This window comes from Bradyrhizobium sp. BR13661 (assembly GCF_029892425.1).
In the GTDB taxonomy this organism is placed as follows: domain Bacteria; phylum Pseudomonadota; class Alphaproteobacteria; order Rhizobiales; family Xanthobacteraceae; genus Bradyrhizobium.
Genome location: NZ_JARXWB010000001.1, coordinates 119,782 through 145,534 on the forward strand (window position 1 = coordinate 119,782; position 25,753 = coordinate 145,534).

23 protein-coding genes and 1 other RNA gene are annotated in these 25,753 nt (G+C 64.9%); 13 read left to right on the plus strand and 11 right to left on the minus strand.

Annotation, left to right across the window (positions count from 1 at the left end):
• Positions 1–26: 26 nt before the first annotated feature.
• The 3 genes from M2427_RS00555 to tkt form a co-directional block, all read right to left on the minus strand.
• Positions 27–1,223 (minus strand): phosphoglycerate kinase, encoded by a 1,197-nt coding sequence (locus M2427_RS00555; protein ID WP_280704100.1) that lies wholly within the window; start codon positions 1,221–1,223, stop codon positions 27–29.
• Between the two features lie 154 nt (positions 1,224–1,377).
• Positions 1,378–2,385: a type I glyceraldehyde-3-phosphate dehydrogenase gene (gap, locus tag M2427_RS00560; RefSeq protein WP_280704102.1), complete on the minus strand. Its 1,008-nt coding sequence runs from the start codon at positions 2,383–2,385 to the stop codon at positions 1,378–1,380.
• A 149-nt stretch (positions 2,386–2,534) separates the two neighbouring features.
• The gene (gene tkt / locus M2427_RS00565; RefSeq protein ID WP_280704104.1) at positions 2,535–4,520 is read right to left on the minus strand and encodes a transketolase; all 1,986 of its coding nucleotides are present in this window, start codon (positions 4,518–4,520) and stop codon (positions 2,535–2,537) included.
• A gap of 341 nt (positions 4,521–4,861) precedes the next feature.
• Between tkt and M2427_RS00570 the strand changes: the two genes are divergently transcribed.
• The 5 genes from M2427_RS00570 to M2427_RS00590 all read left to right on the plus strand — a co-directional run bounded on the left by M2427_RS00570 (position 4,862) and on the right by M2427_RS00590 (position 7,521).
• Positions 4,862–5,152, plus strand: coding sequence for a DUF4164 domain-containing protein (locus M2427_RS00570; protein ID WP_280704105.1), 291 nt, complete (start codon positions 4,862–4,864; stop codon positions 5,150–5,152).
• Positions 5,149–5,532, plus strand: a complete 384-nt coding sequence (locus M2427_RS00575) for a cell division protein ZapA (RefSeq protein WP_212241336.1) — start codon at positions 5,149–5,151, stop codon at positions 5,530–5,532. Before M2427_RS00570 ends, M2427_RS00575 begins: the two co-directional genes overlap by 4 nt.
• Positions 5,533–5,789: 257 nt before the next feature.
• A non-coding RNA gene (gene ssrS / locus M2427_RS00580) (6S RNA) lies at positions 5,790–5,950 on the plus strand.
• A 172-nt stretch (positions 5,951–6,122) separates the two neighbouring features.
• Positions 6,123–6,719, plus strand: coding sequence for a 5-formyltetrahydrofolate cyclo-ligase (locus M2427_RS00585; protein ID WP_280704107.1), 597 nt, complete (start codon positions 6,123–6,125; stop codon positions 6,717–6,719).
• Positions 6,697–7,521: a TIGR00282 family metallophosphoesterase gene (locus tag M2427_RS00590; RefSeq protein ID WP_280704108.1), complete on the plus strand. Its 825-nt coding sequence runs from the start codon at positions 6,697–6,699 to the stop codon at positions 7,519–7,521. Before M2427_RS00585 ends, M2427_RS00590 begins: the two co-directional genes overlap by 23 nt.
• A gap of 227 nt (positions 7,522–7,748) precedes the next feature.
• Here the strand turns inward: M2427_RS00590 and M2427_RS00595 are convergent, their stop codons facing one another.
• Positions 7,749–8,813 carry a GTP-binding protein gene (locus M2427_RS00595; RefSeq protein WP_280704110.1) on the minus strand — a complete coding sequence of 355 codons (1,065 nt, stop codon included), beginning with the start codon at positions 8,811–8,813 and terminating at the stop codon, positions 7,749–7,751.
• 121 nt (positions 8,814–8,934) lie between these two features.
• Here M2427_RS00595 and M2427_RS00600 point away from each other — a divergent pair, with 121 nt between their 5' ends.
• Positions 8,935–10,032, plus strand: coding sequence for a cyclase family protein (locus tag M2427_RS00600; protein ID WP_280704112.1), 1,098 nt, complete (start codon positions 8,935–8,937; stop codon positions 10,030–10,032).
• A gap of 264 nt (positions 10,033–10,296) precedes the next feature.
• Here the strand turns inward: M2427_RS00600 and M2427_RS00605 are convergent, their stop codons facing one another.
• The 6 genes from M2427_RS00605 to M2427_RS00630 all read right to left on the minus strand — a co-directional run bounded on the left by M2427_RS00605 (position 10,297) and on the right by M2427_RS00630 (position 19,547).
• Positions 10,297–11,433: a DSD1 family PLP-dependent enzyme gene (locus M2427_RS00605; RefSeq protein WP_280704686.1), complete on the minus strand. Its 1,137-nt coding sequence runs from the start codon at positions 11,431–11,433 to the stop codon at positions 10,297–10,299.
• 194 nt (positions 11,434–11,627) lie between these two features.
• The gene (locus tag M2427_RS00610; RefSeq protein WP_280704113.1) at positions 11,628–12,971 is read right to left on the minus strand and encodes a cytochrome c; all 1,344 of its coding nucleotides are present in this window, start codon (positions 12,969–12,971) and stop codon (positions 11,628–11,630) included.
• Positions 12,968–15,133 (minus strand): molybdopterin cofactor-binding domain-containing protein, encoded by a 2,166-nt coding sequence (locus tag M2427_RS00615; RefSeq protein WP_280704114.1) that lies wholly within the window; start codon positions 15,131–15,133, stop codon positions 12,968–12,970. The genes M2427_RS00610 and M2427_RS00615 overlap by 4 nt, the downstream gene beginning before the upstream one ends.
• Before the next feature lie 8 nt (positions 15,134–15,141).
• Entirely contained in the window at positions 15,142–15,606 is a 465-nt protein-coding gene (locus M2427_RS00620) for a 2Fe-2S iron-sulfur cluster-binding protein (protein WP_280704115.1), read from the minus strand.
• Between the two features lie 647 nt (positions 15,607–16,253).
• A complete protein-coding gene (locus M2427_RS00625; RefSeq protein ID WP_280704117.1) occupies positions 16,254–17,678 on the minus strand; it encodes a methyl-accepting chemotaxis protein in 1,425 nt (474 codons plus the stop codon).
• Positions 17,679–17,804: 126 nt separating this feature from the next.
• A complete protein-coding gene (locus tag M2427_RS00630; RefSeq protein WP_280704118.1) occupies positions 17,805–19,547 on the minus strand; it encodes a methyl-accepting chemotaxis protein in 1,743 nt (580 codons plus the stop codon).
• Positions 19,548–19,755: 208 nt separating this feature from the next.
• Between M2427_RS00630 and M2427_RS00635 the strand changes: the two genes are divergently transcribed.
• From M2427_RS00635 to M2427_RS00665, 7 genes are all read left to right on the plus strand, one after another.
• Positions 19,756–20,502, plus strand: a complete 747-nt coding sequence (locus M2427_RS00635) for a YebC/PmpR family DNA-binding transcriptional regulator (protein ID WP_280704119.1) — start codon at positions 19,756–19,758, stop codon at positions 20,500–20,502.
• A gap of 94 nt (positions 20,503–20,596) precedes the next feature.
• Entirely contained in the window at positions 20,597–21,124 is a 528-nt protein-coding gene (gene ruvC / locus M2427_RS00640; protein WP_280704120.1) for a crossover junction endodeoxyribonuclease RuvC, read from the plus strand.
• Entirely contained in the window at positions 21,121–21,738 is a 618-nt protein-coding gene (gene ruvA, locus M2427_RS00645) for a Holliday junction branch migration protein RuvA (RefSeq protein WP_280704121.1), read from the plus strand. The genes ruvC and ruvA overlap by 4 nt, the downstream gene beginning before the upstream one ends.
• Positions 21,739–21,758: 20 nt before the next feature.
• Positions 21,759–22,793, plus strand: coding sequence for a Holliday junction branch migration DNA helicase RuvB (ruvB, locus tag M2427_RS00650; protein ID WP_280704687.1), 1,035 nt, complete (start codon positions 21,759–21,761; stop codon positions 22,791–22,793).
• Positions 22,794–22,923: 130 nt separating this feature from the next.
• Complete coding sequence (locus M2427_RS00655; RefSeq protein WP_280704122.1) at positions 22,924–23,841, plus strand: metallophosphoesterase; 918 nt, start codon at positions 22,924–22,926, stop codon at positions 23,839–23,841.
• A gap of 64 nt (positions 23,842–23,905) precedes the next feature.
• Positions 23,906–24,355: a tol-pal system-associated acyl-CoA thioesterase gene (ybgC, locus tag M2427_RS00660; protein ID WP_082813630.1), complete on the plus strand. Its 450-nt coding sequence runs from the start codon at positions 23,906–23,908 to the stop codon at positions 24,353–24,355.
• A 93-nt stretch (positions 24,356–24,448) separates the two neighbouring features.
• Positions 24,449–24,916: a nuclear transport factor 2 family protein gene (locus tag M2427_RS00665; protein ID WP_280704123.1), complete on the plus strand. Its 468-nt coding sequence runs from the start codon at positions 24,449–24,451 to the stop codon at positions 24,914–24,916.
• Positions 24,917–25,027: 111 nt separating this feature from the next.
• Here the strand turns inward: M2427_RS00665 and M2427_RS00670 are convergent, their stop codons facing one another.
• Positions 25,028–25,747 (minus strand): type 1 glutamine amidotransferase, encoded by a 720-nt coding sequence (locus M2427_RS00670; protein WP_280704124.1) that lies wholly within the window; start codon positions 25,745–25,747, stop codon positions 25,028–25,030.
• Between the last annotated feature and the right edge of the window lie 6 nt (positions 25,748–25,753).

Genomic DNA, 25,753 nt, shown 5'->3' on the forward strand with positions numbered 1-25,753 from the left:
CCGTTTGGGCCAGTTCGGCCGCCATTTTACTTGATGCGCAGAACCTCGACGCCGGGCAGGGGCTTGCCTTCCATCCATTCAAGAAACGCGCCACCGGCGGTCGAAACATAGGTGAAATCGGACGCGACGCCGGCCTGATTCAGCGCAGCGACGGTGTCGCCGCCGCCCGCGATCGAGATCAGCTTCTTGGCCTTGGTACGCTCGGCCGCATGCTTGGCGGCTGCAACCGTGCCGCGGTCGAACGGCTGCATCTCGAAGGCGCCGACCGGGCCGTTCCACACCAGCGTGGCAGCATCGTCGATCGCGGCATGGATGCGCACGATCGATTGCGGGCCGACGTCGAGGATCATGCCGTCGGCCGGGATCGCATCGAGCCCGTAGGCGTGCGAGGGCGCATTCGCCGCGAAGTGATAGGCGACGGTTGCGTCCACGGGGAGGATGATCGCGCAATTGGCGGCTTCCGCCTTTTCCATGATGCGCAGCGCCGTCGGCGCGAGGTCCTTCTCGGCCAGCGACTTGCCGACCGCAACGCCCTGGGCGTGCAGGAAGGTGTTGGCCATGCCGCCGCCGATCACCAGCGCATCGACCTTGGTGACGAGGTTTTCCAGGAGGTCGATCTTGGTCGAGACCTTGGCGCCGCCGATGATGGCGATGACAGGCTTGGTCGGCGAACCCAGCGCCTTCTCCAGCGCATCGAGCTCGGCCTGCATGGTGCGGCCGGCATAGGCCGGCAGCTTGTGGCCGAGGCCTTCGGTCGAGGCGTGGGCGCGGTGCGCCGCCGAGAACGCGTCGCTGACCCAGATGTCGCCGAGCTTTGCCAGCTCCGCGACGAAGGCCGGATCGTTCTTCTCTTCCTCTTTGTGGAAGCGGGTGTTTTCCAGACAAAGGATGTCGCCATCCTTCATCTCGGCCACCGCCTTGGCCGCGGGCTCGCCGATGCAATCGTCGGCAAACGCAACGGGCTTGTTCACGACCTTCGACAGCGCTTCCGCAACCGGCTTCAGCGAGTCCTTGGCATCGCGTCCCTTCGGCCGGCCGAAATGCGCGAGCAGGATGACCTTGCCGCCCTTGTCCGAGATTTCATTGATGGTCGGCGCGACGCGCTCGAGCCGGGTCGCGTCGGTGACGCGCCCATTGTCCATGGGCACGTTGAGATCGACGCGCAGCAGCACGCGCTTGCCCTTCAATTCGACGTCGTCGAGGGTGCGGAATTTGTTGGTCATCGGACGCTTCCTTGTCCCGGGCGCTGCGCAGCGCGAAGCGGTGCGCTGCAGAACCGGGACCCACGTCACAGCGAGTCCCGCGGTTAGATGGGTCCCGGCTCTGCGGAGCAGCGCAAGCGCGCAGCACCGCGTCCGGGACACGAGACCTGCGTTCTTAGATCACCTTCGACATCGCAACGGCGGTGTCGGCCATGCGGTTCGAGAAGCCCCACTCGTTGTCGTACCAGGACATCACGCGCACCAGCGTGCCGTTCTGCACCTTGGTCTGGTCCTCGTGGAAGGTCGAGGAGTGCGGGTCGTGGTTGAAGTCGATCGAGACGTTCGGCGCGCTGGTGTAGCCGAGCACGCCCTTGAGCTGCTGCTCGCTGGCGCGCTTCATGGCCGCGTTGATTTCCTTGACGTCGGTTGAGCGCTTGGCGACGATCTTGAGGTCGACGACCGAGACGTTCGGGGTCGGCACCCGGATCGCGACGCCGTCGAGCTTGCCCTTCAGCTCGGGCAGCACCAGGCCGATCGCTTTCGCAGCGCCGGTCGAGGTCGGGATCATCGACATCGCAGCCGCGCGGCCGCGGTAGAGATCCTTGTGCAGCGTGTCCAGCGTCGGCTGGTCGCCGGTGTAGGCGTGGATCGTGGTCATGAAGCCGGTCTCGATGCCGACGAGATCGTTCAGCACCTTGGCGACCGGCGCGAGGCAGTTGGTGGTGCAGCTTCCGTTGGAGACGACCAGATGATCCCTGGTCAGCGTGTCGTGGTTGACGCCGAAGACGATGGTGGCGTCGGCGCCGTCAGCCGGCGCGGAGACCAGCACGCGCTTGGCGCCGGCGGCGAGATGCGCGGAGGCCTTGTCCTTCGAGGTGAAGATGCCGGTGCATTCCAGCGCGATGTCGACGCCGAGATCCTTCCAGGGCAGTTTTGAGGGATCGCGCTCGGCGGTCACCTTGATCTTGTTGGCCCCGAGGCTGATGGAGTCGCCCTCGACGGTCACGACGCCGGGGAAACGGCCATGGACGCTGTCATAGCGGAGGAGATGGGCGTTGGTCTCGACCGGGCCGAGATCGTTGATGCCGACGACCTCGATGTCCTTGCGGCCGGACTCGGCGATAGCCCGCAGGACGTTGCGGCCGATGCGACCAAAACCGTTGATTCCAACGCGGACTGCCATGTTTCGTCTCCTTCAATGACCGTTGTCATCCCGCACAACGCGCTTCGGTGCGCCTGCGAGGGTTTTTTAGGGGCGGACGCCCGGTTCGGCCGGGCGGTGCTTGATCATATGCGAGATGTCGTAGTCCTTTTTTTTGACAAGCTCAACACTCAGGAAACGCGCTTCACCACAGCGTTAACTGCGGCCTCGGCGGTAATGCCGAAATGCTTGTAAAGGTCCTTGGCCGGCGCGCTGGCGCCGAAGGAATGCATGCCCACGAATTCGCCATCCTGGCCGATCACGGCATCCCAGCCCCAGCGCACCGCGGCCTCGATCGCGACCTTCACCGGCGCGTTCCCGATGATGGCGGCGCGCTTGGCCTCTGGTTGCGCTAACAACAGCTCGAGCGAGGGCACCGAGACCACCCGCGACGGGATGCCGCGCTCGGCGAGCTGCTTCTGGGCGGCCACCGCGATCTCGACCTCGGAGCCCGAGGCGAACAGCGTCGCCTTGGCTTCGCCCTGGGCTGCGACCAGCTCATAGGCGCCGGCTGCGCACGGATTTTCGTTCGGCGCGTTGTTGCGAAGCTGAGGCAGGTTCTGGCGCGTCAGCGCCAGCACGGTCGGACCGTCCACGCGGTTCAGCGCAAGCTCCCAGCACTCGGCGACCTCGATGGAGTCGCAGGGGCGGAACACGCGCATGTTCGGAATGGCGCGCAGCGCTGCGAGATGCTCGACCGGCTGATGGGTCGGGCCGTCTTCGCCGAGGCCGATGGAATCGTGCGTCATCACATAGACGACGCCGGCGCCCATCAGCGCGGCGAGGCGCATCGCCGGACGCGCATAGTCGGTGAACACCAGGAAGGTCGCGCCATTGGGTGCGAAGCCGCCGTGCAGGAAGATGCCGTTCATGGCGGCGGCCATGCCGTGTTCGCGGATGCCGTAATGGATGAAGCGGCCCTTCGGCGTCTTGGCGGAGAACGCCGTCGCCGATTTCGCCTTGTTGTTGTTGGAGCCGGTGAGATCGGCGGAGCCGGCGAGGAATTCCATCGGCATCGCGCCGGCGATCACTTCGATCACCGCTTCCGAGGACTTGCGGGTCGCCGCGTTCATCGGCTTTTCCAGCAGTTCCTTCTTGTAGGCGCGCACGGCTTTCGCAAGCGAGGCCGGACGCTCGTGGCGCAGGCGGCGTTCGAACTCGGCGCGCTTGCGGCCGCCGAGCTCGCCGAACCGTCCTTCCCATTCCTGCCGTGCCGCAGCGCCGCGGCTGCCTGCTGCGCGCCAGGCCTTCAGCACGTCGTCGGGCACCGAGAAGGCGTCCTGCGAGATGCCGAGATTTTCCTTGGCGGCCTTGAGCTCGTCGGCGCCGAGCGCTTCGCCATGCGCCTTCGCGGTGCCGGCCTTGTGCGGCGCGCCGAAGCCGATGGTGGTGCGGCAGGCGATCAGCGTCGGCTTGCTGGATTTCTGCGCACGGGTGATCGCAGCCGCGATGGCGGCCTGGTCGTGCCCGTCGATCGTCTCGGCCGCCCAGCCCGCGGACTTGAACCGCTTCACCTGGTCGACCGAGTCGGCGATCGAGGTCGGGCCGTCGATCGAGATGCCGTTGTCGTCGTAGAGCACGATCAGCTTGCCGAGCTTCCAGTGGCCGGCCATCGCGATCGCTTCCTGCGACACGCCCTCCATCAGGTCGCCGTCGGAGGCGAGCACGTAGGTGTGGTGGTCGACGATCTTCTTGCCGAACTCGGCGGCGAGCATCTTTTCGGCGAGCGCCATGCCGACCGCGGTCGAGATGCCCTGGCCGAGCGGGCCGGTGGTGGTCTCGATCCCCTTGGTGTGGAAGTTCTCGGGGTGACCCGGCGTCAGCGAGCCGAGCTGGCGGAAGTTCTTCAGCTGGTCCAGCGTCATCGCCGCATTGCCGGTCAAATACAGCAGCGAGTAGAGCAGCATCGAGCCGTGACCGGCCGAGAGCACGAAGCGGTCGCGGTCGGGCCAGTCGACCGCTGCGGCGTCGAATTTCAGGAACTGCGTGAACAGCACCGTGGCGATGTCGGCGGCGCCCATCGGCAGGCCGGGATGGCCCGACTTCGCCTTCTCGACGGCGTCCATCGAGAGGCCGCGGATCGCGTTGGCCATGCGGTTGTGGTCGACTTGCGTCATGTCTGAAATCCGTCTGAAATGAGGCGCTTGGCGGTGGTGCGGGCCGCGCGGGAGAAGGCTGGCGGCTGCTGAAGATCGGGGCTGGGATAGCACCTCGGTTCCGGCAGGCCAAGGCAGTCAAACGCGCCACGGCGCGAAAAGCTGCTTATCGGTGCATAGTTTCGCGGCGGCGTTGCGCTTGGCTAGCTTGCCACGTAAATTTCTGCTTCTAACCGCTTGCCGAACCGAGTCTTTTGCCGGCCGGCAAGCTCTGAGGTAAAGGCCCAAGGTAAAGTTCAAGGGCAAGGCCCACAGGTTCCGCCGCTGACTGCATGAACGATCGCGTTTCCAAAAGCTCTGCCATGACGGAGTCGTCCGCCGTCGAGATCGAGATCGCGACCCGCAGGCTCATGGCGGCGCTCGACGGACTCGAAAGCGCGGTCGAGCGGCGGCGCGATGCCGATCGCGACGAGAACGAGCTGGCGACGCGCATCCAGGCGCTGGGCGCGGACCGCTCGCGCCTTGCCGACGAGCTCGACGGCGCATTGGTGAAAGCGCGTAAGCTCGAGCGCACCAATCGCGAGATTTCCGAACGGCTTGATTCCGCGATCGTCACGATACGCTCGGTGCTCGATACCGGAGAGGATGGATGAGCCACATCAACGTCACCATCAATGCCCGGCAATACCGCATGGCCTGCGAGGAAGGCCAGGAGGTGCGGCTGCTCAAGCTCGCCGAAAGCCTGGAGACGCGGATCCAGTCGCTGCGCGGAAAGTTCGGCGAGATCGGCGATGCGCGCCTGACCGTGATGGCCGCGCTGACCGTCTGCGACGAGCTGGTGGATGCCGGCAACCGCATCCGCACCATGGAGCAGGAGCTGACCGAGCTCAGGGATTTCCGCAACGCCGCCGTCGAGCGCGCCCGGTTGACGCAAACGGCCGTGGTGAATGCGCTGAATTCGGCCGCCGAACGCATCGAAAAGTCGACCCAGGTGCTGAACCGCACCGTCGGAGGCGGCATCGCGATCGGGTAGGGGCCACCCTCCCCTGGAGGGGGAGGGTCGATCGCGCGTAGCGCGAGCGGGGTGGGGTGATCTTTCCACTCGGGCACTGTTCGTCGCGGAGGGACCGTCACCCCACCCCGGCTCACATTCGCTGCGCTTCATGTGAGCCGACCCACGGGCGAGCTACGCTCGTCCCGGACCCCTCCAGGGGAGGGTAAGAACCCCGCGCTACAGCGAGGCCGCTCGCCGGGCTGGCGATTCGTCAGTATCGTTGTTACATTGCGCAAGCGAGGCTGCGACGCGCGTCAGGAGCCATATATCCCCGGGGCCTTATCGATCCTTTAGGGAACTGTCCCTGGCCGGGCCCGTGGGCCCGGACATATGGTGCCCACCTACTTTCGTAGGGAACTCCGGGATCGAGTGCTTCAACGGCGTCCGCGGCTTCGCACTGTTTCTTCCTTCTGGTTCTTGCCTGTAGAAATGACTGCGGCCAGTTCAGTAGGTGTCATTCCCCGCGAAAGCGGGGAATCCAGTACGCCGCGGCCCTTGCGTGAATCGTCACCGCCTCTGGAATACTGGATCACCCGCCTTCGCGGGTGATGACATCGGGACCGAAGCGCATGACCAACACAAAATCCGAACTCCGCGCCAAAGCTCTCGCGGCGCGCGACGCACTCAGCGAGAAGAAGCGCAGCGCCGCCGCTGCAAAGCTCGCCAAGCGCGGGCTGCCGTTCAAGCTCTTGCCCGGCAGCATCGTCTCGGGCTATTCGCCGATCCGCAGCGAGATCGATCCCCTGCCGCTGCTGAAGAAGCTCGCGGAACAAGGCGCCAGGCTGGCGCTGCCCTGCGTCACCGCGCGCGGCCAGGCGCTGGTCTTCCGCCTCTTCCATCCGAACGACCGCCTGATGCTCGGCCCGCTCGGCATTCCCGAGCCGTCGCCGGCAGCCGCCGAGGTCATCCCCGATATCATGCTGACGCCGCTCGCGGCCTTCGATCGTCTCGGCCATCGCATCGGCTATGGTGCGGGGCATTACGATTTCACCTTCGCGCATTTGCGCAAGGCCAAGCACATCGTCGGCATCGGGCTCGCTTTTGCGGCGCAGGAGATCGAGGCGGTTCCGGCATTGGCCCACGACGTGGCGCTGGATTATGTGCTAACGGAATCGGACGTTTTCGATTTCCGGAGTTCTGAAGTTGCGCATTCTGTTCGTGGGTGATGTCGTCGGCCGTAGCGGGCGCGATGCCATCGCCGAATATCTGCCCGGCATGGTCAAGGACTGGTCGCTCGATTTCGTCGTCGTCAACGGCGAGAACTCGGCGGGCGGCTTCGGTATTACCGAAACGATCTATCAGGAGTTCATCGAGGCCGGCGCCGACGCCGTAACCCTCGGCAATCATTCCTGGGACCAGCGCGAAGCCCTCGTGTTCATCGAGCGCGCCGAACGTCTGGTGCGCCCCGCGAACTATCCGCGCGGCACGCCCGGCCGCGGCGCCGCCCTGGTCGAGACCAAGAACGGCAAGCATGCGCTCGTCGTCAACGCTTTGGGGCGCGTCTTCATGACCCCGTTCGACGATCCCTTCGCCGCACTCGAGCGCGAGCTGGGCGCCTGTCCGCTCGGCGTCGCGGCGGATGCCATCGTCGTCGATTTCCATTGCGAGGCGTCGAGCGAGAAGCAGGGCATCGGCTTCTTCTGCGACGGCCGCGCCAGCCTCGTCGTCGGCACGCATACGCATGTCCCGACCGCCGACCATCAGATCCTGTCAGGCGGCACCGCCTACATGACCGACGCCGGCATGACCGGCGATTACGACTCCATCATCGGCATGCAGAAGGAAGAGCCGCTGCGGAGATTCACCTCGGGCATTCCGTCGGGACGGTTCGAGCCTGCGGCGGGTGTGGCGACGCTGAGTGGTGTCGCGGTGGAGACGGACGATGCGACGGGTCTCGCGCTGAAGATTGCGCCGGTGCGCATCGGTGGAAGGCTCGAGCCCGCGACGCCGAGGTTCTGGTTGAGCTAGCTCGCGCCGCATTAAAGGTGTCACCCTCCCCTGGAGGGGGAGGGTCGATCGCGCGAAGCGCGAGCGGAGTGGGGTGATCTCTCCACGCGGGCAGTGTGCGAGGTGGAGAGACTGTCACCCCACCCCGCTGCGCATTCCGCTTCGCTGCATGCACAGCGACCCTCCCCCTCCAGGGGAGGGTAAGAAAAGCGCCTACTCCGCCGTCTGCTCCCTTCGCTCCGAACGCCTCACGCCGCCGCGCGGACCGCCTGCCACAGCTCCAGCACGTCCGCGCGTGAAATCCCGCGCGTGATGAAGACGATGCGCGAGCGGCGATCGCCGTCGGGCCAGGCGGCCAGCGCCACCGGTGGATGGAAGACATGGTGCACGCCGTGGATCACGACCGGCGCAGCCTCGCCGTGGAGATTGAGTATCCCCTTCACCCGCAGCAGGTCCGCACCACGCGCGCTGCGCAAATGCGCGAGCCAGTGCGTCACGTCCATCCAGTCGAGCGGCTCGTCGAACGGGAGCATGAAGCTGATGATGGATGCATCGTGATCATGATGATCATGGTCATGGTGCGCGTGGTGGTCACGATGCGAATGACCGGCATGCGCGTGCGGCTCGGTGAAGGCATGCTCATTGAGCCAGCGTGCGACGTCGATCTTCTTCTCGGGATCGATCAGGCCGGCACCAAACAGGTTTGCCGGATCGATCTCGCCGTGATCGACGGTTTCGATTCCAGCACCGACGTTGATCTGGCGTAGACGCAGCTCCAGCGCGGCAATGTCCTCGACAAGATCGCGCTTCGTCATCAGCAGCCGGTCCGCCAGCGCGACCTGTTTCACCGCTTCATACTGACGATCGAGCTGATGCGATGCGTTGACCGCGTCGACCGTGGTTACGATGGTGTCGAGCCGCAGGAAGTGCGAGACCAGCGGGTTGTTGAGCAGTAACTGCACGATCGGCGCGGGATCGGCGAGCCCGGTGGTCTCGACCAGGATGCGGCGAAATGGCGTGATCTCGCCACGGTCGCGCCTCACCAGCAGGTCTCGCAGCGTCTGCTCGAGATCGCTGCGGATGGTGCAGCAGACGCAGCCGCTTGCGAGCACGGCAACCTCGCCGTCGACGCGCTCGACCAGGAGATGATCGAGGCTGACTTCGCCATACTCGTTGATGATGACGGCGCTGTCCTTCATGTCGTCGTGGCGCAGCAGGCGATTGAGCAGCGTGGTCTTGCCGCTGCCGAGAAAGCCGGTGATCAGCGACACCGGAAGTCGCTGCGCCGATTTGTCGCCTTCGAACAGGCTCACGGCAGGTCCTCCCACGATCCGTCTTATTTTTGTCGCTGGACAACAGCGTAGCGGAGGAGGAGGCTAGCCGGAAACAATTTGAGAGTCAGATTTTGTTCTGACCACAACCTGGGAGGGTGCAATGTCCAATGAGATCAACAACGTAGATCAAGACGGCAGCGGCGCCACGACCGATCGCCGCACCTTGCTCCGCACCGCTGGCATCGCCGGCGTTGCCGGTGCGGCGCTCGCCGGTTCCATGCACGGCAAGTTCTCGCTCGCGCCGATCAGCGAGGCCCAGGCGCAGACCGCGACCGCCATGCCCAAAAACGTCACCGGGCCGTGGTGGCCGTCGAAATGGGGCAAGGACGACGAGTGCGGTGCATCCAATCACATCACGCCCGAAAAAGTTCTCGACACCGCGAAATGGATCAAGGACGGCAAGATCTACAAGATCGGGCGCGTTTACGAGGGCGCGATGCCGCTGTTTGGTCCGCGCGCGTTCACACTCCGGATTCCCGGCAGTCCGACTGGCGGTCCGTTCGGCGACAACAAGCTGGTCTATCACGACGAGTTTGTCTCCACCGAGATCGGCCAGACCGGCACGCAGTTCGACGGCCTCGGCCACATCGGCATCCAGCTGGGCAAGGATGGCGACAAGAGCGAGATGAAATTCTACAACGGCTTCTCTGCGCTTGAGATCAGCGACGCCTACGGCCTGAAGAAGCTCGGCGTGGAGAAGCTGAAGCCGTTGTTCACGCGCGGTCATCTGCTCGACATGGTCGCGCTCAAGGGCGGCATGATGGACGCCGGCCAGGAGATCACCTCCGCCGACATCAAGGCGGCACTGCAGAAGCAGAACATGAACGAGGCCGACATCAAGCCGGGCGACGCGATCTTCTTCCACACCGGCTGGGGCTCGCTGTGGATGAAGAACAACGATCGCTTCAACAGCGGCGAGCCGGGCATCGGCCTCGATGCCGCGAAATGGGTGATCGAAAAGGACCTCGCGCTGACCGGCGCCGACACCTGGGCGGTCGAGGTGGTGCCCAATCCCGACAAGTCACTTGCCTTCGTGGTCCATGCCGAGCTGCAAACCAAGCACGGCATCCACAACCACGAAAACCTCATCTTCGACGATCTGATCGCCGACAAGAAGTACCAGTTCGTCTATTGCTTCGCGCCCGCCCCGATCAAGGGCGCCACGGGCAGCAACGGTTGCCCGATCGCGATTACGTGAGCGGGAGATCGGCGCGGGTGGCGAGCGCCCGCGCCGATGTTTTGGTTGAGTTGAGTTGAGAGCGGCGCCACACCCTCGGTGTCATCCTCGCCTAGCGCGCACTTGCGCGCGGGGGGCGGGGATCCATACGCCGCAGCAGAAGTTGTTGCGCGCGATGGTCATGACTCATCTTCGCCCAACTCCTGCTGCGGAGTATGGGTCCCGGATCTGCGCTTCGCTTGTCCGGGACGACGGCGAAGATTGGCGCGCAATGCTGCGCAAATCTCAGGTGACCGCGCCCCGCGCCGCGATCGGCCAGAGCGCTTCCACGCGGGCTTCCGGCGTGTTGAAGCCGCGCACGCCGACATACCAGTCGTACAGATTGACGGTCGGGTCGCAATGTCCGGGAATCAGCGTCACCTTGTCGCCGATCGCCAGCCGGGACGACGCACTGTCGAAGTCGAGCAGGCCATGCTCGTCGGAGGGCCGATGGTAGCGCAGGTCGGGCCGGCCCAGCACGGCCGGGAATCCGCTGTCGTTCGACAGGGCCTTATGGCCGGCATCGATGACCGCGCGTTCGCCGGCGCCGGTGCTCATCACGGTCGCGTACACGAACAGCGCGTGCTCGAACGCCTTGGCATTGCGCGCCCCGTCGGCGACGTTCTTGGCGTAGTCGGCGTCCATGAAAATGTACGAACCCGCCTGCAATTCGTTCCAGATGCCGCTCGCGCCTTCGAGCTCGAATGTCCCGGTTCCCGCGCCTCCGATCGTCCGGCATTGGAAGCCTGCCTCTTTGAGGACGCGCAGCGTCTCCGTCGTCGCGTTCGCGGCATTGGTGATGGCAGCGCGCCGCTCCTCGGGTGTGCGCAAATGCTGGGCGGAGCCGTGATAGGCCTGCAAGCCGCCGAACGACAGGAAGCGCGACCCCGCCACCTGCCGCGCCAGGTCGGCTGCCGCTGGCCCCGGCCTGACGCCGCAGCGACCGGCACCGACGTCGATTTCGACCAGCACTTCGATTTGCGATCCTGCCCGTTCCGCAGCCTGCGCCAGTTGCTCGACCACGATCGCATCGTCGACGCAAACGCTGATGCGCGCGTGGCGCGCCAGCGCCGCCAGTCGCTCCAGCTTCCGCAAGCCCACCACCTCGTTGCTGACGAGCACGTCGCTGACCCCGCCCGCCACCAGGATCTCGGCCTCGGCGACCTTCTGGCAGCATATGCCGACCGCACCGCGGGCGATCTGCTTGGCCGCGATGATCGGCGACTTGTGGGTCTTGGCATGCGGGCGCAATCGAACGCCGAGCTTGCCGGCCGCTGCCGCCATCGTGTCGAGATTGCGCTCGAAGGCGTCGAGGTCGATGATCAGCGCCGGTGTATCGATCTCGGAAAGCGGCGCACCGATTTGGGCGGGTGGAAGGGACATCGCAAACCAGCTGATTGTGTTCGGGTCCGCGCCCCGAATGTGCGGCGGCCTTTCTACGGCAGCATCGGCCGCCGTACCAGTGCCGGGCGCCGCTTGGCGCCCGGCTGGCGGGATTGCCATTTTAGACAGGCGGGCTGGCAACGCCCCAGCGGAGAGCGGCGCGAGCATCGATCTCCCGCAGCCGCCCCTGAGCGTCACTCCGCCGTCTGCTCCCTTAACTCCGCCACATCCTTCGCCGTGAGCTTCGAGCCCTTCGCACCAAACCTTGCCGTGACGTAATTCGCCACCGCCGCGATCTCGTCATTCGTATAGGCATTGCCGAACGCGGGCATCGACAGCGCACCGTCAGGCGTGTTGCGCTTGGTGCCCGAGATCACGATCTGCGCGACGTTGGTGGCGGCGGGGTCGTTGACGGCCCAGGTGCCGGTCAGCGTCGCCAGCGGCGAGACCGGGCTCTCGCCGCTCCAGCCGTGGCAGCTGGCGCAGGCGCTGGCGAACACTTTCTTGCCACGCGCGTCGGCCGTTACGCCGTCCTTGTGAGAGGCGGGGGCGACCGGCGCCGTCGTCGCCGGCAGATCGGGTGAGGAGACCGGCGGCACGCTGCGCAGATAAGCGACGATGCTGCTGATGTCCTCCGGCGCGAACTGGCTAAAGCTGTGATCGACGGCTTCACCCATCGGACCCGAGGCCGAGCCATGGCCTGCAGCGTGGCCGAGCGAGAGGTACGAGATCAGGTCCGCATCGCTCCAGTTGCCAAGCCCGGTCGCCTTGTCCGAGGAGATGTTGAAGGCGTGCCAGCCGGCGGTGAGGGCGCCGGCGAACTTCTTGCGGTTGTCGAGAGCAAAACCGAGATTGCGCGGCGTGTGGCACTCGCCGCAATGTGCCAATGCCTCAGCCAGATACGCGCCGCGATTCCATTCCGGGCTCTTCGACGTATCAGGCGAAAAGCGCGTGTCCGGATTGAACACGGCCGACCAGACAATCATCGCCCAGCGCTGGTTGAACGGGAACGACAGCGTGTTGTCGGGCGCTTTCGCGCTCACTGCCGGCAGGCTGAACAGATAGGCCTTCACCGCCAGCACGTCCTCGTCGGTCATGTAGGTATATGACGTGTAGGGCATCGCCGGATAGAGCCGGGCGCCGTCATGCCGCTTGCCGCGCTGGACCGCGTTGAGGAAGTCCTGGTCGCTGTAATTGCCGATGCCGGTGTCCTTATCAGGCGTGATGTTGGTCGAATAGAGCGTGCCGAACGGTAGCTTGAAGGCGAGCCCGCCGGCATAGTCTTTCTCGCCGGGCTTGGTGTGGCAGACCATGCAGTCGGCCGCCTTCGCCAGATATTCGCCGCGCTCGATCAGGCTTGCCTTCTCGAGCTTCGCGGGCACGCCGGTCGGCTTGCCGGCGCGGTATTCGGCGAGCGCCACTTTCGTGCCGCCGGCGAAATCGAGCGGGCCGGGCCCGCGGATGATGAAGACGCCTGCAACCACCGCGACGATGGCGATCACGACGAGGCGTACGAGGATACGCATTGTCCGGCTCATGCCTTCTTCCCCACGGCCAGCAGTTTCCGATCGATCGGCAGGCGCCGCAGCGCCACGCCGGTCGCAGCATAGATCGCGTTGCGCAGCGCCGGAGGTCCGGCGTTGACTCCGGCCTCGCCGATGCCGCCCGGCGCTTCTCCGCTCCTGACGACGATGACCTCGACCTTCGGTGTCTCGTTGATCCGCATCATGCGATAGTCGTGGAAGTTCGACTGCTGCACGCGGCCCTTCTCGATGGTGATCTCGCCATAGAGTGCGGCGGTGAGACCGAAGATGAGGCCGCCTTCGATCTGCGCCTTCACCGTGTCGGGGTTGACCGCAATGCCGGTATCCACCACTGAGGTGATACGACGAAGCACGATCTCGCCGATGTCATCGATTTCAGCCTCCACCACGGTTGCGATGAAGCTCGCGAACGACGGCTGCACGCAGACGCCGCGCCCGACGCGGGGCGGCAGCGGTTGACCCCAACCGGATTTTTCGGCCGCCTGGTTGAGCACCGCGAGCATGCGCGGGTTCTTGGTCAGCATCGACTTCCGGAATTCGATCGGATCCTTGCCGGCCTTGCGCGCCAGCTCGTCCATGGCGCACTCGATCGCAAACACATTGTTGTTCGGACCGACGCCGCGCCAGAAGCCGGTCGGCACCGCCGGCGGCTCGGCACGGACATATTCGACGTGGAAATTGGCGAAGTCGTAGGGCGCATCGACCGCGGCATCGATCGCATCGATGTCGATGCCCTTCTGGAACGCCGGCGGCAGCCAGCGTGCGATCACGGCGGAGCCGGCGATCTTGTACTTCCAGGCCGCGATTTTTCCGTCGACCAGCGAGGCCGTGATCTGGTCGCGATAAACAGGACGGTAGACGTCGTGCTGGATGTCTTCCTCGCGGGTCCAGATCACCTTGACGGGATAGTCGACCTGTTTTGCAATTTTCACGGCCGCGATCACCATGTCCGGCTCGAGCTTGCGGCCGAAGCCGCCGCCGAGCAGGTGCTGGTTGACGATCACCTTGTCGACGGGGAGACCTGCGGCCTTCGCCGCCTCCGACTGCACGCGCGTCATGATCTGCGTGCCGGTCCAGATCTCGCAGGAGTCCTTCGTCACCCGCACGGTGGCGTTAACAGGCTCCATCGAGGCGTGGGCCAGGAATGGCAGCTCATAGGACGCCTCGAATTTGTCGCCTGACGCGAGCGCCTTGACGATGTCGCCGGTGGATTTCGCGACCGCGCCGTCCTTTGCACTGGCATCGCGCAGGTTCTGCCAGATGTCCTTGGTGCTGATCCTGGCGTTCGGGCCTTCGTTCCACTCGATCTCGAGGGCTTCGAGACCTTTCTTCGCCGCCCACATGTGATCGCCGATCACGGCGACGGCGTCGTCGAGCACGACAACCTTGCGCACGCCGGCGATCTTCATCGCCGCGCTATCGTCGACCTTGCCGACCTTGCCGCCGAACACCGGGCAATTGGCGATCGCAGCGATCTTCATGTCAGGCAGGATCGCGTCGATGCCGTAGAGCGCCTTGCCGTTCACTTTGTCGGGCGTATCGAGGCGCTTCAGCGATTGACCGATCAGGACAAAATCCTTGGGATCCTTGACCGCAACGTCCTTGGGCGGGGTTTGGCTCTGGGCGGCAAGCGCCAGTTCGCCATAGCCGAGCCTGCGTCCGCTGGCGGCGTGCGCGACCTCACCCTTCGATGCAGTACAGCTTGCGGGCTCGACGCCCCATTGGCTGCTAGCTGCCTGCACCAGCATCGCGCGCGCGGTGGCACCGGCCTTTCGCAGCGGCATCCACCAGGCACGGATCGAGTTGGAGTTGCCGGTGACTTGCAGGCCGAAGGTCGGGTTGGCGTAGAGCTTGTCATTGGGCGGCGCATGCTGCACCTCGACCTTGCTCCAGTCGGCATCGAGCTCTTCGGCGAGCACGGCAGAAATCGACGTGTAGGTGCCTTGGCCCATCTCGACCTGCGGCATCATCAGCACGGTACGGCCGGTCTCGTCGATGCGGATGAAGGCGTTGGGCGCGAACTTGCCGTCGGTCGTGTCCTTCTGCACCGGCTCGTTCGGAGCGGCGCGCAGCGGCAGATGGAAGGCGAGCAGGACGCCGGTGGCGAGGCCGCCGGTCAGAAGCGCGCGGCGGGAGACATTGTCGTGTGCATTCATGGCGGACCTCACGACTGCTTGCCGTTGGCGGCGTGCTTGATGGCCTCGCGGATGCGGACATAGGTGCCGCAGCGGCAGATGTTGCCGGCCATCGCGGCGTCAATGTCGGAATCGTCAGGATTGGGCGTTGCCGCCAGCAGCGCGGCCGCCGACATGATCTGGCCGGACTGGCAATAGCCGCACTGGACCACTTCGGCCTCGAGCCAGGCCTTCTGCACCTTCGCACCAACAGGCGTGCTGCCGATATGCTCGATGGTGGTGATCGCGAGGTTCGCCACCGCACTCACCGGCAGCACGCAGGAGCGCACCGCCTTGCCGTCGACATGCACGGTGCAGGCGCCGCATTGCGCGATGCCGCAGCCGAATTTGGTTCCGGTCATGCCCAGGATGTCACGCAACACCCACAGCAGCGGCATGTCGGGTGGCGCGTCGAAGGATTTCGTTTCGCCGTTGATGGTGAGTTTAGTTGCCATATGCATCCCCTTCTTCGCCTGATCGCTTGCGGCGATCCGGTCGGCGAACTCGCGCGCGACCATAATCATAGCGATGTGAAACCATGAAGCTTTCAAATTCGCAGCAATGCATATCTGCGCTGGCGAACCGTCAGGCCATGACGTTCACGATTTTGTGCGGCGATTGTTGCAAAGCGTTTGGGCTAATTGATATGATAAGCGTCATGTTTTGACGCGTTTTCGTCATTCACGCCGTCGATCGCCGCAGGCAATCGTGCGAACGCGCAAAATCATGCGATGACGAAAGTCGTGCGATTGGGAAAAGGGGCGGCGAGCACGGCCGACAATTGTTGCGCCCTCTCCCCTTGCGGGAGAGGGCAGCTCCGCTGGTAGACACGAACTCATTTGGGTGAGGGGTATGTCTCCGCGCGTCCAACTCGCAGTTTGAACCCGCCGATAGATACCCCTCATCCGGCGCTTCGCGCCACCTTCTCCCGCAAGGGGAGAAGGATGACGCCTGCACGCTCGATTTCGGAATAATAGCAATATACCCCTGTTTTGCCCGACGCATCAAGCCGAATTGCGGCCTGCCGATGCAAGCCGTTGATTCTTCGCGACTCGCCTACTGTGCATGGGGTTGTTTTCGGCCTTTGATTTAAGCGCGGCCTTTAGCTCTGCCGGAATCCCATCCGGAATGCGCCCCAGTGCTGGCCGCGGACTAGAATCGGCGACGACAGGTCCTTCATCAGCACGAACTGCCCACCGCCCATGTCGCGGCGATAGGTCTGCAGCAGGAACGGCTTTGTGTTGGCCGCGACCTTCTTCACCGCGCGATCGTTGAACAGGCGGCGGTTGCGGCAATTGGCGTTGTTCCAGACCGGGTCCTTGCCCTGCGGCAGCCGGTAGTTCGGATTGTGCGTCGGCAGATAGCCGCCTTTGGCCCAGGCGACGCAGAACACGATGCGCGGATCGGACTTCTGGATCGGGTCCTGGATCGCGGGCAGCACGCGATCGGTGAAGTCGACATAGGCGGTGGTGTACTGCTTGGGATCGGTACCTGATATCTCCCGGTAGTTCTCGTCCATGAGCTGGTCGAGCGTGATCTCGCCGCGACCGATCGCGGCCTCGAACTCCGTCGAGATCCGCTTGGCAGTCTCGACGACGACACGGATCAGCGGCGCATCCGAGGTCTCGACGCCGCTGTCGGCGATCAGCGCGATCAGGTCCTCGGAGGTGTCGAGCAGCTTTGTCACCCGCTGGTCGGCGCTTCTGAGATCGCGCGAGGAGAGGTCGACGCCCCTGGCGAGCTCGTTGAGCTCGGAGATCACGGTGTCGCAATGGCCGAGATTGGAGGTCGCGGCGCGCGTGACGCTGTCGATCTCGGCTTCCACGGACGCAAAGCCCTGCTGGACGCGCGAGATGATGCCGGAGATCGCTTGCGCGCCTTCGCCCGCGGTCTTGGCGCGCTGCGAGGCATCGCTGCTCTCGCCGATCAGGCCTTCGATCTGGCCGTCGAGATCGCGCACGGTGTCGGAGATCTCCTGCGTGGCCTGTCGCGTGGCTTCGGCGAGATTCTTGACCTCGCTGGCGACGACCGCAAAGCCACGTCCGGCATTGCCAGCGCGTGCTGCCTCGATCGTCGCATTCAACGCCAGCAAATTGGTTTGCTTGGCGATCGCCTCGATCGAGCCCGAGACCTTCGCGACCTGCGCCAGCGCCGAGCCGACGGCGGAGAGGCGCGCCTCGATCCGTTCCACGGCCGCGACGAGCTCGGCGATATGGCTGACCGCGGTATCGACTGCACCACGCGATTGCGCGATCTCGCCGACTGCCGCTGATGTGGTCGATTGCACCGCCTGCGACGCATTGGCGATGTCGTGGTTAGCGGAGACCATGGTCTCCGCCGTCTTCTGCAGATGATGGAACCGCTCCGACTGACTGGCGACGCGACTGGCGACTTCCTGCACGTTGCCGGCGATGTCGGCGAGCTCGACCCCGAGACCGCCGATGCGGTCGGCGAGCTGGTCGATCAGCCGTTCGGCGAGCGTCCGGTTGGAGCCGGTGTCCAGCACTGCAACTTGCGCAACGGACATGTTTCGCGAATCCTCCAGTCGGGACCGTTCATCGGCCCACCGCGACATTCCCATTCCGAATTCAGATCGTGATTCGCGCCCGGCGTCTTGCCCAAGAGTGAACAGGAGCGTGAACAGGAGCGTGCATTATAGCTTGTAGGCCGTGCGAAATCCGCCCCAGTGCCGGCCCTGCACGCGGATCGGAACATCGATCTCGCGCATCATCACCGTGTTGCCGTTGCCCATGTCGCGCGCATAGCTCTGGATCAGGTACGAGCGCAGGTTGTGCGCGGCCGCCAACCCCGCCGGATCGTTGAAGATGCGGCGGTTGCGGCAATTGGCCGTGTTCCAGGCGACATCGCCCGGCCGCTGCGGATGCGAATAGATCTTGTTGTGCACCGGCAGGAAACCGTTGCGGTCGACCATGGCGCAGAAGGCCATGCGAGGTTCCTTGGCGAGGAACGCCTCCTGGAACGGCGGTAGCGCCCGGTCGGCCCAGTCGAGATATCTCGTGCGGTATTGCTGCGGGTTGGTGCCTGACATCTCGACGTAGTCGGTGTCGAAGAGGTCATCCAGCTTGACCTCGCCTCGCGCGACGGCCTGCTCGAAAATCCGGGTCAGCGCGTTGCCCGCTTCCATCGCGCGGGTGACGAACTCGGTATTCTCCTCGTGGATCGACCAGAGCTTGTCCTCGATCTTCTCGCGCAGCTCGGCGTTCGGGCTGACGAACTGCGTGCGGGCGCCGGCCTTGGACTGCTCGATCACGCGCAGGCTGCAGGCGCCGACGTCTTCGAGAGTTCCGTCGATGATGGACTGCGGTGCGAGCCGGCTTGCTTCCGCACCGCCGATCAGCACGCCTTCCATCGCGATCTCGTAGACGGGCAGCACGCCGCGCGCGCCCTCGAATTTGAGATGGCAGGGCAGCCGCTCGGTCTTGCGGCGATCGTCGTGCTCGCTCTGGCGCAGCAGCACCGCGCAGCGCGATTTCAGCTTCTGGGCGAAAGTCGTCACGGCCTTGCCGGCGCTGGCGACGTTCTCGCCATGGGTCTCGGCCGCCTTGGTCGCGGCGTCGATCTCGGCTGCGCTCTCGCCGACCGAGATGATGAATTGCGATGCGCTGCTGGCGTTGCCGGAAACTTCGCTGGTGGTCGCGTTCTGCTCGGCCACTGCGCCGTTGACGGTATCGAATACCGGCCGGATTGCCTCGATCGCCTGCGAGATCCGATGCACCGCATCGACGGAACCTGCGGCATCGCGCTGCAACGCGTCGATCTTCTTGGAGATCTCCTCCGTCGCGCTCTGGGTCTGTACCGCCAGCGCCTTCACCTCGGTGGCGACGACGGCAAAGCCCTTGCCCGCGGCACCGGCGCGCGCGGCCTCGATGGTGGAGTTGAGCGCGAGCAGGGTGGTCTGCCGTGCGATCTGGGCGATCAGATTGACGACGTTGCCGATCGCTGCGGAGGATTCGCGCAGGCGATCGACATTGGCGCGCGCTTCCTGGGCGGCAGCGCTGGCCTCGTCGGCAAGCTTGCCTGCCTCGCGGACCTGCGCGCCGATCCCTTGCGCGGATTGCGTGAACTTGTCGGCGGCATGGGCAAAGCTCGAGGCATTGGACTGCGCGGCATTGGTCCGCCCGGTCAGCGCATCGGTGCGCTGGCGAATGTCGGCCAGCGTCGCGGCCGTCGCCTCGGCACCACCGGCCACCGAATTGGCGGCGCGCTCGAGCTGGCGGATCATGGCGCCGAGCTCGAGTTCCAGCAGTTCCAGGATTTCGCGGGCCGAATCGACCTCAGCAGCCGGGGCGGGCGAAGCCGCCGGCTGCGCGGCCTGCGGGGTTGCCGCAGGTGCGGGCGCGTCCGGCAGGCGCTTCCGAAATAATGCGAACGCCATTGGGTCTACTCTTGTCGGGAGATGGGCGGACGCTATTTTCGCAGGCTGGAATGAAATCAGGGTTAACGGTGCCTGACTTCTGGGCATGGTTCCCTACGGTGTTACCTTAAAGTATGAGAGGCTCTTTCATTCCGGTGGGTTGGCGGCCTATAAGGCCGCGCTTCCCTACGCTCACCTTTGGCGCACGATTCCCTAGAGAAGATCTCGCATGGCCGGACATTCCCAATTCAAGAACATCATGCACCGCAAGGGGCGGCAGGATGCGCAGAAGTCGAAGCTGTTCGGCAAGCTGGCGCGCGAAATCACCGTCGCGGCCAAGCTGGGTACGCCCGACCCCGCCATGAACCCCCGCCTGCGCGCCGCCGTGATCGCCGCGCGGCAGGAGAACATGCCGAAGGACAATATCGAGCGCGCCATCAAGAAGGCGCTCGGCAGCGATGGCGAGAACTATGACGAGATCCGCTACGAGGGCTATGGCCCCGGCGGTGTCGCCGTCATCGTCGAGGCACTGACCGACAACCGCAACCGCGCCGCCTCCGACATCCGCTCCTTCTTCACCAAATCCGGCGGCAATCTCGGTGAAACCGGCTCGGTCTCCTTCATGTTCGACCGCACGGGAATCATCGAATATGACCGCAGTGTCGCTGATGACGATTCCGTGCTGGATGCCGCGATCGAGGCCGGCGCGGATGACGTCGTATCGGGTGAAGGCGGCCATGAGATCTACGCCTCCACCGAAGGCTATCGCGACGTCGCCAAGGCGCTGGAAGCCAAGTTCGGCGAGCCGCGCAAGGCCGCGCTGATCTGGAGGCCGCAGAACACGGTGGCGGTCGACGACGAGACCGGCGAGAAGCTCTTGAAGCTGATGGACCTGCTCAACGAGCACGACGACGTCCAGAACGTCTACGCCAATTTCGAGATTTCGGACGCGCTGGTCGCGAAGATGGGCGGCTGAGGCGTCATCCTCAGCTTCCGTCACCCGGCTTTCCCCGGGGGACTTCTGTTCTGTTTCTGTTTCGCTATCATGGGCCAACCGCTATCACTGGCCCATGACCGCGCTCCCGATTCGCCAACCCGTTCGCATCATCGGCATCGACCCCGGCCTGCGCCGCACCGGCTGGGGCGTGATCGAGGCCGATGGCAATCGCCTGATCTACATCGCCTGCGGATCGGTGGAACCGCCGGACGATTTGCCGCTGGCGAGCCGGCTGCTGGCGATCCATGAGGGGCTCGCCGCCATTCTCTCCAGTCACCAGCCGATGGAAGCCGCGGTCGAGCAGACCTTTGTGAACAAGGACGGCGTTGCGACGCTGAAGCTCGGCCAGGCCCGTGGCGTCGCCATGCTGGCGCCCGCGATGTTCGGCATCAGTGTTGCCGAATACGCGCCGAACCAGGTGAAGAAGACGGTGGTCGGCGCCGGCCATGCCGACAAGCAACAGATCGCGATGATGCTGAAGATCCTGCTGCCCAAGGCCGAGCCGCCGTCGGCGGATGCCGCGGACGCGCTGGCCATCGCCATCACCCACGCCCATCACCGCCAGAGCGCAGCGCTCAGGCTGAAGGTGGTGGGACTATGATCGGCAAGCTCAAGGGGCTGATCGATACCTACGGTGAGGATTATGTGATCCTCGACGTCAGCGGCGTCGGCTATCAAGTGCATTGCTCGTCCCGCACCTTGCAGCATCTGCCTTCGCCGGGCGAGGCCGCCGTGCTGTCGATCGAGACCTATGTCCGCGAGGATCAGATCAAGCTGTTCGGCTTCCGCACCGATCAGGAGCGCGAATGGTTTCGCCTGTTGCAGACCGTCCAGGGCGTCGGCGCGAAGGTCGCGCTCGCCGTGCTCGGCACGCTGGCGCCGGCCGATCTTGCGAATGCGATTGCCTTGCGCGACAAGGCCGCGGTGGCGCGCACGCCGGGCGTCGGGCCCAAGGTCGCCGAGCGCATCGTCACCGAATTGAAAGACAAGGCGCCGGCCTTCGCCAATGTCGATCCCGCCGTCGTGCATCTCGCCGGTGCCGTCGACGAACAGCGTGCACCGCGCCCCGTTGCGGACGCGATCTCGGCGCTGGTCAATCTCGGCTATGGCCAGCCGCAGGCCGCCGCAGCGATCGCATCCGCCTCGCGCAGCGCAGGTGAGAACGCCGAGACGGCACAGCTCATTCGCCTCGGCCTGAAGGAGCTCGCGAAGTGAGCGATCCCAAGGCCAACCGCATGGTTTCGCCCGAGCGCCGCAGCGACGATGTCGGCGACACCGCGTTGCGCCCGCAATCGCTGTCCGACTTCGTCGGCCAGCAGCAGGCGCGAAAGAATCTCTCGATCTTCATCGAGGCGGCGCGCAAGCGCGGCGAGGCGCTGGACCACGTGCTGTTCGTTGGCCCGCCCGGTCTCGGCAAGACCACGCTGGCGCAGATCGTTGCGAAAGAACTCGGCGTCGGCTTTCGCGCAACGTCAGGTCCCGTGATTGCCAAGGCCGGCGATCTCGCTGCATTGCTGACCAATCTCGAAGAGCGCGACGTGCTCTTCATCGACGAGATCCATCGTCTCAGCCCGGCGGTCGAAGAAGTGCTCTATCCCGCGATGGAGGATTTTCAACTCGATCTCATCATCGGCGAGGGTCCTGCGGCGCGCTCGGTGAAGATCGAGCTGTCGAAGTTCACGCTCGTCGGCGCCACCACGCGCGCCGGCCTGCTGACCAATCCCTTGCGCGATCGTTTCGGCATTCCGGTCCGGCTCAACTTCTATACGATCGAGGAGCTCGAGAGCATCGTCACCCGCGGTGCGCGCGTGCTCAATGTCGGCATGAGCGCTGATGGCGCCAACGAGATCGCGCGCCGCGCCCGCGGCACGCCGCGCATCGCCGGCCGTCTGCTGCGGCGGGTGCGCGATTTCGCCTCGGCCGCCGATGCCGACAAGATCGATCGCAAGATCGCCGACCATGCGCTCAGCGCGCTGGAAGTCGATGCCGCCGGCTTGGATGCCATGGACCGCCGCTACCTCACGACGATTGCAACGAACTATGGTGGCGGTCCGGTCGGCGTGGAGACGATGGCGGCCGCGCTGTCGGAACCGCGCGATGCGATTGAGGACATCATCGAGCCGTATCTTATCCAGTGCGGCTATCTCCAGCGCACCCCGCGCGGCCGTCTGCTCACCTCCCATGCCTTCCGCCATCTCGGCATCGCCGAGCCCTCGCGCGATGCGGCGGCACAGTTCGGCCTGTTCGGCACGGAGGAGGGCGACGAGTGATCTGCGCCATCGTTGATTGTTCTGGCCGTCATGAAATTTCGGTAATCTCTGTGCAGATGAACTGCACAAGCGCACCCCAATTCCGCTCAATTCAAGCCGCATCACGGAAGCGCATCAGAAGCGGGCTTCCATGATTTCTCGGCGTCATCTCATCCGTTCCGTTGGCGGCCTGTCCGCGCTCGGTGTCTCGACGGCCGCCTATGGTGTTGGTGTCGAGCCGGAGTTGCGGCCGCGCGTCACGCGCTATCATCCGACCCCGCCGCAATGGCCCGCTGACCTTCCGCTGAAGATCGCTGTCATCGCCGACATCCACGCCTGCGATCCCTGGATGTCGCTGGAGCGCATCGAGGCTATCGTCGACCAGGCCAATGCGCTCAAGCCCGACATGATCGCGCTGCTCGGGGATTACGTCGCCGGTCATCGTCATGTCACGCGGATCATCCCGGCCGGCGAGTGGGCGAGGGTGCTGACCGGGCTGAAGGCGCCGCTCGGTGTTCATGCTGTGATGGGCAATCACGACTATTGGGACGACAAGGTCGTGCAGCGTGCAGGGTACGGGCGGACGGTTGCCCATCGGGCCCTGGAGACGGCCGGCATTCCCGTCTACGAGAACGACGTCGTGCGTCTGGCCAAGGATGGCCGCTCGTTCTGGCTCGCGGGTCTTGGTGATCAGCTCGCCTATGTTCCGGGGCCGCGCTATGGCCACGCGAGGAGCTTTGGTGCCGACGATCTCACTGCGACGCTCGCCAAGATCACCGATGACGCGCCGATCATTCTCCTCGCGCATGAGCCCTATATCGCGACGCGCGTGCCCGCCCGGGTCGCGCTGCAACTGTCCGGTCACACCCATGGTGGCCAGGTTCGTCTGTTCGGTTGGACGCCTGCGCTTCCCCCGCGGCATGGCGTTCCGCTCGTTTATGGCCATCTGCGGACGAAGTGCGATGTGATCATCTCGGGCGGCCTAGGCTGCAGCATCGTGCCGGTCCGCGTCGGCGTGCCGCCGGAGATCGTCGAGGTGACCTTGGGGCGCGCGCCGGTGGTGGCGTAAGCTTGCGCAATGGTCCGTTTTTGCGCAAAACGGACCTGCAGCGACAAGCGAAGAGGCTCGCGACGTGACAGCTCATCTCGACGGCGAGATCCGCGACGGCCGCCACCACATGCAGGTCCGCGTCTATTACGAGGACACGGATTTTTCCGGCATCGTCTATCACGCCAACTATCTGCGCTACATGGAGCGGGGGCGCACCAATCATCTGCGGCTGATGGGTGCCGAGCAGCAGGCGCTGTTTGATCAGGTAGAGACCGAAGGCGCCGGCTTCGCCTTCGTCGTGCGCTCGATGCATCTGGATTTCCTCAAGCCGGCACGGATGGACGATGTGCTCGATGTCGTGACCTGGCCGGTCGCGGTGAAGGGCGCCTCCATCATGCTGGCGCAGGAGGTGCGGCGCGGCGAGGACGTGCTGGTCAAGGCCGAGGTGCGCGTCGCCTTCATCAGCGGCGGCCGCGCCCAGCCGATCCCGAAATCGATCCGCACGCTGATGAAGGCCGATCTGATTTCCTGATCGCCCGATATGTGATCGGTCGATAAGCAATGGCCTCTCGACTCCGCCAGCTGCAGCGATAGATTGCGGCCCCAATCAACCGATGAGGCCATCATGTCGCGCCCGCCGCTTCCGCCCTTCACCCGTGAGACCGCCGCGCAGAAGGCGCGCATGGCGGAGGACGCCTGGAATTCGCGCGATCCGGTGCGCGTCTCGCTCGCCTATACCGAGGACAGCCGCTGGCGCAATCGCTCCGAGGTGTTTCACGGCCGCGAGGCTATCGTCGCCTTCCTTACCCGCAAATGGGAGAAGGAACATGACTACCGCCTGATCAAGGATCTCTGGGCCTTCGATGAGAACCGCATCGCCGTGCGCTTCCAGTACGAATGGCACGACGCAAGCGGCCAGTGGTATCGCTCCTACGGCAACGAGCAGTGGGAGTTCGACGAGCACGGTCTGATGCGCAGGCGCGAGGCCTCGATCAACGACATCGCGATCGCTGAGAAGGACCGCCGCTTCCACTGGCCGGCCCCGGGCTCGCGGCCCGCGGATGTGCCGGGACTGGGGGCGGAGCCGTTCTGAGTAACTCTCAACCGTCATGGTGAGGAGCCGCGAAGCGGCGTCTCGAACCATGCAGGCCCCGCTGCTGCAGCTGGGCCTTGATCCTTCGAGACGCCCGCCTTTGGCGGGCCCTCAGGATGAGGAGATGGATTTGCGCGCCAGAAACCTTGTAATCGCTCCACCCAGCTTCGCGTTGTCGAGCGGCCGTGCCAGCGAGTCCTTTGCCGTCGCCACGACATCTTCCGGCGCCTTGCCGTCGCGCAGCTCGCAGCACACTTGCGCAAACTCCACGTCGAACTCCGGGTGCGGCTGCACGGTGAGCGTCGCGCCGTTGGCGTAGAGCAGGCCGGCATGCGGCGTAAATTCGGACGAGAGGATCGTCAGCGCATCACTGGGCGCCTCGATCACCTGATCCTGATGCGAGCAGGCGATCGCGACTTCGTTGCCATCGACGACACCGTTCTCCGGCAGCACCTGATAGACGTGCCGGCCGATGCCCCAGCCCTTTTCAGATTTGCGCACGGTGCCGCCCAGCGCCTGCGCGATCAGCTGATGGCCGAAACATATACCCACCATCGGCGTCTTGTTGGCGTAGGCGGTTCGAACGAATTCTTCCAGCGGCGCGATCCAGTCGAGGCCGTCATAGACCCCGGCGGCCGCTCCGGTGATCAGCACGGCCTCGAGCTTGCTCGGATCGGGCAGGGTGTCGCCATTCGGAATGCTGACGACATCGACGGTGGCCGTCGGGTCCTCGGCGCGGACCATGCGCTCGAACATGTCCGGAAACGAGCCGTGCTGCTCGCGATATTTTGTCGGGACTTGTCCTGTTTCGATGATGGTGATGCGTGCCATGTGTCC